The sequence below is a fragment of the Paenibacillus sp. J31R34 genome, from assembly GCF_059383715.1.
In genome coordinates, this window is the sequence record NZ_JBXENU010000026.1 from 1 (window position 1) to 10,563 (window position 10,563).

At 47.0% G+C, this 10,563-nt stretch carries 9 protein-coding genes, 16 tRNA genes and 1 pseudogene; 22 read left to right on the forward strand and 4 right to left on the reverse strand.

Features of this window, described 5'->3' with window-relative positions; genetic code table 11:
- The first annotated feature begins 146 nt into the window (after positions 1-146).
- The 19 genes from AC50YG_RS31700 (at position 147) to AC50YG_RS31790 (ending at position 4,787) form a co-directional block, all read left to right on the forward strand.
- Positions 147-222: transfer RNA gene (locus AC50YG_RS31700), tRNA-Asn, on the forward strand.
- 4 nt (positions 223-226) lie between these two features.
- Positions 227-317: transfer RNA gene (locus AC50YG_RS31705), tRNA-Ser, on the forward strand.
- Positions 318-352: 35 nt separating this feature from the next.
- Positions 353-427 (forward strand) — tRNA-Glu (locus tag AC50YG_RS31710).
- A 71-nt stretch (positions 428-498) separates the two neighbouring features.
- A tRNA-Val gene (locus AC50YG_RS31715) sits at positions 499-574 on the forward strand.
- Between the two features lie 17 nt (positions 575-591).
- A tRNA-Met gene (locus tag AC50YG_RS31720) sits at positions 592-668 on the forward strand.
- Between the two features lie 35 nt (positions 669-703).
- Positions 704-780: transfer RNA gene (locus AC50YG_RS31725), tRNA-Asp, on the forward strand.
- A gap of 12 nt (positions 781-792) precedes the next feature.
- Positions 793-868 (forward strand) — tRNA-Phe (locus tag AC50YG_RS31730).
- Between the two features lie 33 nt (positions 869-901).
- Positions 902-977 (forward strand) — tRNA-Thr (locus tag AC50YG_RS31735).
- Between the two features lie 5 nt (positions 978-982).
- A tRNA-Tyr gene (locus AC50YG_RS31740) sits at positions 983-1,066 on the forward strand.
- 6 nt (positions 1,067-1,072) lie between these two features.
- Positions 1,073-1,146: transfer RNA gene (locus tag AC50YG_RS31745), tRNA-Trp, on the forward strand.
- Positions 1,147-1,165: 19 nt separating this feature from the next.
- Positions 1,166-1,241 (forward strand) — tRNA-His (locus tag AC50YG_RS31750).
- A 32-nt stretch (positions 1,242-1,273) separates the two neighbouring features.
- Positions 1,274-1,348, forward strand: a tRNA-Gln gene (locus tag AC50YG_RS31755).
- Positions 1,349-1,355: 7 nt separating this feature from the next.
- Positions 1,356-1,430 (forward strand) — tRNA-Gly (locus AC50YG_RS31760).
- Between the two features lie 7 nt (positions 1,431-1,437).
- Positions 1,438-1,511: transfer RNA gene (locus tag AC50YG_RS31765), tRNA-Cys, on the forward strand.
- A 14-nt stretch (positions 1,512-1,525) separates the two neighbouring features.
- Positions 1,526-1,602 (forward strand) — tRNA-Arg (locus tag AC50YG_RS31770).
- Positions 1,603-1,616: 14 nt separating this feature from the next.
- Positions 1,617-1,695, forward strand: a tRNA-Leu gene (locus AC50YG_RS31775).
- A gap of 275 nt (positions 1,696-1,970) precedes the next feature.
- Positions 1,971-2,273, forward strand: coding sequence for a phasin family protein (locus tag AC50YG_RS31780; RefSeq protein WP_473761248.1), 303 nt, complete (start codon positions 1,971-1,973; stop codon positions 2,271-2,273).
- A gap of 15 nt (positions 2,274-2,288) precedes the next feature.
- Positions 2,289-3,962: an ABC1 kinase family protein gene (locus AC50YG_RS31785; protein WP_494832864.1), complete on the forward strand. Its 1,674-nt coding sequence runs from the start codon at positions 2,289-2,291 to the stop codon at positions 3,960-3,962.
- A gap of 147 nt (positions 3,963-4,109) precedes the next feature.
- Positions 4,110-4,787, forward strand: coding sequence for a LexA family transcriptional regulator (locus tag AC50YG_RS31790; protein ID WP_494832866.1), 678 nt, complete (start codon positions 4,110-4,112; stop codon positions 4,785-4,787).
- 232 nt (positions 4,788-5,019) lie between these two features.
- On the opposite strand, the pseudogene AC50YG_RS31795 reads toward AC50YG_RS31790, so the two are convergent.
- The 4 genes and pseudogenes from AC50YG_RS31795 to AC50YG_RS31810 all read right to left on the reverse strand — a co-directional run.
- Positions 5,020-5,220 (reverse strand): annotated as a pseudogene (locus AC50YG_RS31795) (aldo/keto reductase); the annotation flags it as partial.
- 79 nt (positions 5,221-5,299) lie between these two features.
- Complete coding sequence (locus AC50YG_RS31800; RefSeq protein ID WP_473761240.1) at positions 5,300-5,971, reverse strand: nitroreductase family protein; 672 nt, start codon at positions 5,969-5,971, stop codon at positions 5,300-5,302.
- Positions 5,972-6,054: 83 nt separating this feature from the next.
- Positions 6,055-6,687: a hypothetical protein gene (locus AC50YG_RS31805; RefSeq protein WP_341279263.1), complete on the reverse strand. Its 633-nt coding sequence runs from the start codon at positions 6,685-6,687 to the stop codon at positions 6,055-6,057.
- 54 nt (positions 6,688-6,741) lie between these two features.
- Positions 6,742-7,575, reverse strand: coding sequence for a helix-turn-helix domain-containing protein (locus tag AC50YG_RS31810; protein WP_494832868.1), 834 nt, complete (start codon positions 7,573-7,575; stop codon positions 6,742-6,744).
- 293 nt (positions 7,576-7,868) lie between these two features.
- Here AC50YG_RS31810 and AC50YG_RS31815 point away from each other — a divergent pair, with 293 nt between their 5' ends.
- The 3 genes from AC50YG_RS31815 to AC50YG_RS31825 all read left to right on the forward strand — a co-directional run bounded on the left by AC50YG_RS31815 (position 7,869) and on the right by AC50YG_RS31825 (position 10,466).
- On the forward strand, positions 7,869-8,678 hold the full coding sequence (locus tag AC50YG_RS31815) for a phytanoyl-CoA dioxygenase family protein (RefSeq protein WP_473761236.1): 810 nt from the start codon (positions 7,869-7,871) through the stop codon (positions 8,676-8,678).
- The gene (locus AC50YG_RS31820; RefSeq protein ID WP_494832872.1) at positions 8,656-9,516 is read left to right on the forward strand and encodes a sugar phosphate isomerase/epimerase family protein; all 861 of its coding nucleotides are present in this window, start codon (positions 8,656-8,658) and stop codon (positions 9,514-9,516) included. Before AC50YG_RS31815 ends, AC50YG_RS31820 begins: the two co-directional genes overlap by 23 nt.
- Before the next feature lie 455 nt (positions 9,517-9,971).
- Positions 9,972-10,466, forward strand: coding sequence for a hypothetical protein (locus tag AC50YG_RS31825; RefSeq protein WP_494832870.1), 495 nt, complete (start codon positions 9,972-9,974; stop codon positions 10,464-10,466).
- Positions 10,467-10,563: the final 97 nt, after the last annotated feature.

The following is a 10,563-nucleotide window of genomic DNA, read 5'->3' on the forward strand; positions in this document are numbered from 1 at the left end:
GTTCGGGGTGGAAGCGCAGCAATGCGTGCAGCTGACGAATACTAATCGGTCGAGGGCTTATCCTAAACAACACGCTAAATGTTTTACACTTTGTCTTTCGCATCCAGTTTTCAGGGTAGCAATACCTTGTATGTTATGCTTTATATTCCCTGATAGCTCAGTTGGTAGAGCACTCGACTGTTAATCGAGTTGTCACAGGTTCGAGTCCTGTTCGGGGAGCCATTATAGAGAGGTGTCCGAGTGGTCGAAGGAGCACGATTGGAAATCGTGTAGGCTCTAACCGGGTCTCGAGGGTTCGAATCCCTTCCTCTCTGCCATACTTACTTAAAGTATGCTGGTTGAATTTTAAGATGGCCCGTTGGTCAAGTGGTTAAGACACCTCCCTTTCACGGAGGTAACAGGGGTTCGAGTCCCCTACGGGTCACCAAAAAAACTTTTAAAAAGCACTTGCAAAACGATTGAAAAAGTGTTAAGATATAAAAGTCGCTTAAACAACATGGAGGCTTAGCTCAGCTGGGAGAGCATCTGCCTTACAAGCAGAGGGTCGGGGGTTCGATCCCCTCAGCCTCCACCATATTGCTTTTACGATGACGCGGGGTGGAGCAGCCCGGTAGCTCGTCGGGCTCATAACCCGAAGGCCGCAGGTTCAAATCCTGCCCCCGCAACCAAACTTTACCTTCGGAATGATCCGAGAATATGATGTGGAGCTGTGGTGTAGAGGCCTAACATGCCTGCCTGTCACGCAGGAGACCGCGAGTTCGAATCTCGTCAGCTCCGCCATTTAAAACATCTGGCTCGGTAGCTCAGTCGGTAGAGCAGAGGACTGAAAATCCTCGTGTCGGCGGTTCGATTCCGTCCCGAGCCACCATTAAGATGATAGTTAAATGAAAGAATGTACCATGCCGTTGTAGCTCAACTGGTAGAGCAACTGACTTGTAATCAGTAGGTTGGGGGTTCAAGTCCTCTCGACGGCACCACTTATGGAGGATTAGCGAAGTGGCTAAACGCGGCAGACTGTAAATCTGTTCCTTCGGGTTCGGTGGTTCGAATCCATCATCCTCCACCAGTTTTTAGGGGCATAGTTTAAGGGTAGAACAACGGTCTCCAAAACCGTTGGTGTGGGTTCAATTCCTGCTGCCCCTGCCAATCAGAACAATATAATATGGCGGTCGTGGCGAAGTGGTTAACGCATCGGTTTGTGGATCCGACATTCGGGGGTTCAATTCCCCTCGATCGCCCCATTATTGTTCAAATTAAAAAAATACTTAATTGTTGGGGATTAGCCAAGCGGTAAGGCAACGGACTTTGACTCCGTCATTCTCAGGTTCGATCCCTGAATCCCCAGCCATTCTTTTGCGGACGTGGCTCAGTGGTAGAGCATCGCCTTGCCAAGGCGAGGGTCGCGAGTTCGAATCTCGTCGTCCGCTCCATCTTTATGGCGCCATAGCCAAGTGGTAAGGCAGAGCTCTGCAAAAGCTCTACCCCCAGTTCGAGTCTGGGTGGCGCCTCCACAATTTCATAGTATGTGCCCTTAGCTCAGCTGGATAGAGCGTTTGACTACGAATCAAAAGGCCAGGAGTTCGAATCTCTTAGGGCACGCCATTATTCTTTAAAACGCCGGCGTGGCGGAATGGCAGACGCGCGCGACTCAAAATCGTGAGGGAAACCGTGGAGGTTCGAGTCCTCTCGCCGGCATATAAGCAAGTTGTTGAAACGATGATCACATATAATGTGATCATCGTTTTTCGTTTTGAAATTAGAAGGAAGTAGTTTGATTTGTTAACCATTTGACGGTTTATTATTTTAGTGGTAATCTGTAGACACAAAAAGCCAAAAAACTTGTTTGGCAATGTTTTCACTATAAGTGGTCAAAACATTTAGGCTAGTGAAGCAGGTTGCCTATTTGTTTGTATAGTTTTTTGGTTTTTTGTGTATTTTATAACCTATAAAAGCAAAGGAGCTGTTTGAAGATGAAAGATACAATAAGCAAAGCTATGTCACTGGCAATGGGGATCGCTGTTACCGGCAAGGAGCAGGTGGAAAAAACGATTGATGAATTGGTGCAGAAAGGGCAGGTTAGTAAAGAAGAATCCAAAACCTTAACCGATACACTTGTTCAAAAGGGGGAAGAGCTGCGTGAGCAGATTGAAGCCATGGCGCAGGAACGAGTAAGAGCTATTTTAAGTGAAGGGAAAATAGCTACCCGCGAGGATATCGAGCGACTTGAAAAACGGCTGGATGCACTTGAGCAGAAAGAGCAAAGCGCGGATTGACAGGGGGCTACACGATTGCAGCACGGAAAACGGATTAGGCAGTTACAGCGTTATCGAACAATTGTTACTGCGATAGCACGAAACGGGCTGGGATATGTATCAGATGGTATCGGAGCCAGGGATAGATTGAGGTTTATACGCAAACCGGAGCAAGAAGAGATTCAAACTAGAAGCGTCGGCGAACGCATTCGGACATTGCTGGAGGAATTAGGTCCAACCTTTGTTAAACTGGGACAAATTGCAAGCACGCGTCCAGATTTAATTCCGGCAAATATTTTGGTTGAATTAGAACGTTTGCAGGACCATGTGCCTGCATTCCCATATGAGGAAGTAACTCAAATTATTGAAGCAGAGCTTGGTGATACGATTGAAAATTTGTTTTTGAACTTTTCCATTACACCGATTGCAGCGGCCTCCATTGGCCAAGTTCATCGGGCTACGCTGCGGGATGGAGCAGAGGTTGTCGTTAAGGTTCAGCGTCCTGGCATTCAAAAGCTGGTTGAAACGGATTTGAATATTTTAGCGGATGTGGCTAAATTGGGTGAAGGGGCTTTTGAGTTTGCCCAGCACTATCGTCTAATTGAGATTGTTGAGGAACTGAGCAAAGCGTTCCGTCAGGAAATGGACTATACAATGGAAGCGCATAGTGCAGAGAAATTTATTGCCTATAGTAAGAAGCTGCCGTATATTTTTGTACCTTCGGTACATTGGGAATATAGTACGAAGCGTGTAATGACCACAGACTATGTAAACGGAGTGAAGCTTTCGGACAGGCAGCAGCTTAAACGAATGGGACTAGACAATAAACAGCTTGCGGAGCGGCTGGCAACGGCGATTTTTCATCAGGTTCTAGTCGATGGCTTCTTCCATGGGGATCCGCATCCTGGCAATGTCATGGCGCTTCCTGACGGCCGACTGGCGCTAATTGATTTTGGAATGGTAGGGCGGTTATCTCCCGGTACGAAAAAGCATTTTGCATCGCTTGTAATCGCCCTGCGCAATCAAAGCTCTAAGGGTGTCATTCGAGCCATTTCGTATATGGGAGTTATTCCGGATGAGGTGGATCAGAGCAAATTATATGCTGATGTGGATGAAATGAGGGAGAAGTATTATCAGGTGCCGCTCAATCAGATAAGCCTTGGAACAGCTATTGGAGATTTATTTATGGTTGCCAACCGACATCATATTCAGATTCCATCGGAATTAACGCTGCTCGGCAAATCCTTGCTTACGATGGAAGGGGTGGCGGTTGCACTCGATCCGGAAATTAAAATTTTTGATATTGCTGAGCCATTCGGTAAAAAGCTATTTGTAGAGCAATTGGACCCAAGGGAGATATGGAGAGGGCTGCTGGAAGAAGCACCAGATTATTTCAAGCTGATCAGCGACATTCCGGTCACTTTGAAGCAGCTTTCTCTCGTTGTACGGAAGGGTAAACTGCGGATGGAAGTGGAATCACCTCAGCTTGACACGCTCATGAAAAAAATGGATCGGATTAGCAACCAGCTGTCATTCAGTATTGTCTTGCTTGCGCTTAGTTTAGTGATGGTTGGCTTAATTGTGGGTGCTGCCTTAAACCACTCCCAAACGCTGTTTTGGGGACTGCCTGTTATAGAAATCGGCTTTGGTGTTACCTTGGCTATGTTTATTTGGCTGATCTATGCGATTATCCGCTCTGGGCGTTTCTGACAACAGGATGTCCCGAATAACGGCAAGCTGTTGCCTTGGAACGCTTGTTGACGGAACTATGAGGGGATGTTAACATTAAGCCGCAAACCAGCCAAAGCTAGACAGACATGATGCAAACAGCTGCTGGCTGAAAATAGGGGTGGATTTATGGGGCTTACGAAACGCCGATTACAATTTCTGGACCAGCTGATGGAATTGTATCAACGCACTTCATTACCGATACATTATGAGACGTTAGCGAAAGCTTTAGGCGTAAGCAAATGGACAGCCTATGACATGCTGAAGGAAATAGAGAAGCTGGGTTTTGTATCGCGCAGCTACGAGGTTAATGATAAAGAAACAGGAAGGTCACAGGTTGTGTTTGCGCCAACAGTCAAGGCGGCGGAGCTTTTTCGCCAGGAGCGTTCTGACTTGGTTAATCCTGGAGACTGGGAGGCAACTGCAAGTTCGATTAAGCAATTGCTCAGTGGCAAGAACCATATGAACATCAATGAGCTGCTTAGAAAAATATTGGATGGCATTCCTAGCAAAGCGACCCATATTGAATTTTGCGGCTACATCATTGGGCTGCTGCTAGCCTATTTGAAGAAGCTTGGAGGCAAGACGGAGAGTGTCATTCACCTGCTTGTTAATAAAACGCCGAATGACCATTCCGGACTGCTCGTATTTGTTGGAACGGTTCTGGGTACGGTCATCCAAACCGTCCAAGAGGAGCTAGGCATAGAGATTACGGAGCTGGTATCGGAGTTCGTAAATATGATCCAGAATCTTTCTAATAAAGAACAAAAGTTATTGTCCGAGTTCGTCAAGGAGGCACTGGCTTAATGCAAGCAGCTTCATCATGGATCGAGAGCTACGGTGACGATATTTCGCTAGAGATTATCGGCTTGCAGCTCTTATCCCTGTAGCTCAGAAATGCCGCCTGATGCGGAGCAAGATGGCGTGTTGGAGTGCCATACTGCCCGTATCAGGCGGCATTTGCTGGGCTATTTTTGCATAGAAGGTGACTCGGGCTATAAAAAGTATGGTGCAGCTAAGACCATGCTCTAAACAGACGTTAGCTTAGACCGCCCATAACGGGATGGGGAACGTAAGGCTCCTCCAAAGCGGCGATTTCCTCGGCTGTTAGTTTAACATCCAAGGCGGCTACAGCATCCGTCAAATGATGGGGCTTCGTTGCACCGACGATTGGCGCGGTAATCGAGTCTTTTTGCAGCACCCAGGCAAGCGCGACCTGCGCTCTAGGGATTTCACGTTTTTTCATTTGAAAAAAGACCATTTTCCAAAGGAGGCGTCGCTAGGCAGCTCCAGTGGAAAACGGTCTTATGTTGGTTCGTTTAGAAATGATTCCAGAACGTAACGTCATTAACATCCAGACGGGTAGTCGGATGACCAGCCTCTGAAGCTTTGCCAAGGGCAATCAGCATGACATTCGTATAGTTTTCAGGCACATTCATCAGCTCACGGAATTGCGCTACATTGTAACCAGCCATTGGTACGGTATCGAAGCCTTTGGCACGCGCAGCCAGCATCAGCTGCATCGACACAAGTCCGCCGTCAACGAGCACAGAGGAGAGCAGGCGTTCAGCAGGAGCACTCGCGTAGAAGCCCGTCATATTCGTTCTGAGCTTATCTGCTGCTTCGCGGGTCATATAACCAGCTTCAATCGATTTTTCATAAATGCGCTCGGCATGTTTATAAAACTCCAAATCGGCCATAACGGCAATGACAGCAGACGAAGTTACAACCTGCTCTTGGTTAAAAGCAATAGGAAGCAGCTTTTGCTTCGTTTCCTGATCGGTAATGACTAGAAAACGCCAAGGCTGCAGATTGCTTCCGGACGGCGCAAGAACCGCATCAGCGATAATAGCTTGAATTTCTTCCTGCGTCATTTTAAAAGTTGGATCGTATTTGCGAACCGAACGGCGCTCGCGGATAACCGTGCTGAATGAACTTTCGGAATTAGACAAAAATGACACTCCTCTTTGCAGATCAAATGCGTTCAGCATTCGGCAAACCATGCCAAAAAAGAACGATGAACTGTACTATTTTTATGTACAGTATAATTGTCGGCAGAGCCGATTGTCAATTGTTATTCCAAACCGTTCTCTGCACGGATTTTGTACAGGCCATGAACGAGCGGATCTGCTGGATCGCGATTCATTAAATGAAGCGTGAGCAAGTAGGCGAAAGGCATCGCACATACATTGTTGCCTTCCGTAATTGCAGGGAATCCGGCTTCGATAACCGGCCCAATTTGCTCATTCATGTCCAAATCTACATAAACCTGCTCAGGACTAAATTCTTCCCGAACCGACTTAGCGCAATGCGGCACGATATATTCATCGATGAGCTTCTTGGCTTCGTCTTCGGACTGTGGAGGTGTCTGAAGCGGCTTGCTGACACCGCTGTCAATCATATCGATATAGAAGGAAGCGAGCCATTGGCTTGCCCTCTCAGCATCCTTATGCTTCTCAAGCAGTTCATTAATAAAGAAGCCGCAAGCATACTCCTTATCGCTATCCGCCTCTTTCAAGCGGTAGGCAAACAGGGGCCCGTAGTTGGGATTGTTAGTAATCTGTCCCTCAACCTGATAGGCTTCAAACTCGGCTTGAAGCATTTGGAGCGTGTGAGTATATACCGCCAAAATAATTTGTTTCGCTTCTTGTTCTTGTGGGTTCTCGCTTTGTTGTTCCTCTTCGCTTACTTCGTTTTCCGTGGTCATAGTTGACCTCCTTCCCTGTTCCTATTTTACCATCTCTGTCCGTTTTGTTTCCACTTATTGTTGTGCCAAACCATCAGCCGTTTGTTTCCAGCTGCGGTAAGAGCGGGGGGAAAGGCCATAAACCTTGCTAAATTGCACCGCAAAGTGGTTATAGTTTTGATAACCTACGTCAAAAGCGATTTCAGAAGCGCTTCGTTTCGTATGCTCCAGCAGCAGGGCAGCTTGGCGAATACGCATCCGGTTGTGCATATCAATGATGGAATACCCCGTTGAAGCCTTGAATAGATGGGATAATCTAGATGGAGAAAGCCCGATCGTATGAGCCAGCTCCCCAATAGAAAGCGGCTGAGTCATGTGAACGGCGAGCAAATGCATCGCTTCTTCAATGCGGGCATCCGCTTTGCTGTTAATCTGCTGGGCAAGCAGCAGCAAAATTTCGCGCAGCGAGTTTTCACACAACGATTCACTATACAGGCTGCTCGCCAGCGAGTCGGTCAATATCCGTCGAAAAGCCCGATAAATTCGTTTGCCTGCTGAGGGCTGACGAATCGATTGCGAGATCAGATCAGAGTTGGGGAGCAGTCCAGTTTCAGCCATTACATCGGGAAAATGAACCCAGACAAACTGCCACGTTTTGCCCGCCATCGTGCCATATTCATGCATGCAGCCTGGCCTAATAAGCGTCAGCTCACCCGGCAAGCAGCGCTTGTGTGAATCGCCGCTCTGAGCGTAGCCTTCACCCTGCAGCGTATAAATCATAAGCCAGTCGCTTCTGCCGTGTGGCCGCAATGTATGGTAATGATCATTTACTGTAAAATGGCCAGCAAAAATAACGAACTGCTCGGCAGCGGCCTTGCCCTGGCGATTGTCCAAATCGTTTCGTTTCATGGCAGCGCCACCCTTCTCATGACGGACTTGCAGAATACAATTAGTTTACCTTATTACAGCCGTCTTGGCTATTGTTCTGAAAAGCAGCTGTTTGAGCGTGAATGAACCGGAAAAAGAAGGAATCCTTACACGCTGTTATTTTTGATATAGCAGTATTGATGTAGTTTTCAGTATGATTGTTCATTCCTTCCCAAAGGGGGTTCGCACTATACTTGATTTATCAAGCCACACAAATTAAACCTTAAAAATCAGGCACGACAAGGTGCCGCTATGTGAAAAAGGAGCGAAAACGTATGACATCTGGTGCCCTAACTTTAACAGCTGAACAAATGGAGCAGTATCGTCGCGACGGATATGTAATCGTCAAAAATTTATTCAGCGAGCAAGATCTCGCCGAAATCGATTCGACCTTTGAAGGGATTAGCCAGCAGGTTATTCCCGGTTATTTTGAGCCTGATTTGAGCGCGGAGATGAACGATCCGCTCAAGCGTTATCCTCGGGTCATGCATCCTCATCGTATCAATGAAACGGCGAAGCGTTACATGCTGCACGAGCCTGTGCTCAATGTGCTGAGAGATTTATATGAAGAGGAGCCGATTGCCGCGCAAAGCATGTTTTACTACAAGCCACCGGGCTCGCGGGGGCAGGCGCTGCATCAGGACAATTTTTATTTGAAGGTGGAGCCGGGCAATTGCATTGCAGCATGGACTGCCATAGATGCGGCCGATGAGGAAAATGGCGGGATGCTGGTTGTGCCAAAGACGCATGATTATGAGCTGTCCTGTCCGGAGGAGGCGGATGTGACGGAGTCGTTTACGAAGCATTTCGTCAAGCCACCGAAAGACAATAAGCCGGTTCCGGCGCGGATGGAGCGGGGAGATACGTTGTTTTTTAACGGCAATCTCATTCATGGCTCTTACCGCAACAAAACGAAGGATCGATTCCGGCGCGCTTTTATCTGCCATTATGCCAATGAATCTGCGACGCATATTAGCCATTTTTACCACCCGCTGTTTCGTGCAGACGGCAGTGTCATAGAACTTGAGAACAATCCAGACGGGGGGCCATGCGGCATTGAATATGAAGCCAATTACCCGCATTGACCGTAAGCTCAGCGTTCACATGTCCTGGTGGGGCATGGAGCAGGTGCCTGATTTTGCTGCCGATTCGACAGCGGAGAAAATAAAGCGAATAGCGGGCGCTGGATTCGATGGTATTAATGGCTTTATTCCTCAGCCGGAGCATGAAGCGGAGTGGAAGGAACAGCTGGCGCAGCATCAGCTTGAGCTGAGTGTCAATGCGTATCCTGCAAGCGCAGCGGATATGGCAGCCTTTTTGGAAAAAGCGGTACGCTTCGGCGGCATTCCTTTCATTAATGCACAGGTTATGACGCCATTCGTAACAGGAACAAAAGCCGAGAGCTTGCTTGGAGCGATTAAGGAGCTGTCCCGCCAAGCGGGCATTCCGGTTTATGTCGAGACTCATCGGGGAACGATTACGCAGGATTTAATACGGACTGCCCGCTATGTGCGAAATTTGGAGCAGCTGGATCTGACGATCGATTTTTCCCATTATGTGCTGGCTGGAGAAATGCGGAGTATTCGGCCTGAGGCTGAGGAACTGCTCCAGCAGCTGCTCGTGCATACAAGCAGTATTCATGCCCGCGTATCAAACGGGGAGCAAATTCAGATTGGCATGGAGCATGAAGAGGGGAAGGCGATGCTGTCGCATTTTGAACGCTGGTGGCGCAAGGGAATGGAGCATTGGCTCCTGCGTTCGCAGCCAGAGGACAGCTTTCCATTCGTCTGCGAGCTGGGGCCACCTCCTTATGCGATGACCCGCCTCACAGGTGAAGGAGCAAGGGCTGAGCTAAGCGACCGCTGGCGTGAATCGCTGCTGTATGCCGAGTGCGCGCGCAGGCTGTGGGATTGTTTAGATTGAGTCTAGGATGCAGCGTATTGTTGCAGCATTGGAGTGAAGAAGCGTCGGTACAAGTAGAGATACTTGCACCGACGCTTTTTTGAATGTTATTTAATGATGTGTGCTCGCTGTGTATTAATAAATGACGGTGAGCAGATCACGATGCTTTTGAAAGATGCAAAACCATTAGTTAATCAAAGGGCTACGAAGAGGATTGACTAATGATTGTCGTAAGAAAAAAGTAAAAAGACGAGAGAACAGTTAGGCATGTATGGAACATATCTGGCTTATTTTTGTCGAATTGAAATAAATAAGATATTCTTTTTGTATGGAAAATAGTACTATGGAAATAGGTATTTAGGTACATGTTATCTGGATTAATTGTCATAAAGTGAATTAATTTATAATTTTCAATAACATATAGGACCTAAGCGGAACTGAAGATGTCTATTTTGTATTGAGAGAGGGGTTATGTAGTGGATAATCTTGCTTTGACACGTAAAAAAAGTTACGCAAACTGGTTGAGAAAGAAAAAGAAAGCTAATGGCAAGCCTTATTCGGAAAATACCGTTAATTCCTATGTATCTGCTCTTACTACTGCACCAGGAAGATTAATCGGTATCAAGCTTGAAACGACCAATGTTTTTGAAGTGGCTTCTTCCAGCATATATCGTGAAATGCGGCTTATTATGGAGAAAGCGGATAATTTTGAAGACATTAATATTAAAGCTGGAAATCGAGCATTTCAGTATGCGTTAGTCTATTATGAGGACTTTCTCAGCGATCAAGAGAATCCAGTTATGTTCTCTGAAAAACTAGATAATCAATTCATAGCCCCTGCTGCAGAATTAGCTATGAATCTTATAGATCCCGCGCTGCTCAATAAAAACATTATTCTATATGGGCCTCCTGGTACCGGAAAAACTTATCATACAGCTCTCTATGCAGTTTCTATTATTGACGGATTGTAATATGAAGTGCGACACATAAAAATGACCCATGACCGATTCGTGTGTAGAATGAAGTTACCACACTACCCCTACACAGGAGAATCAGCCATGAGCTACC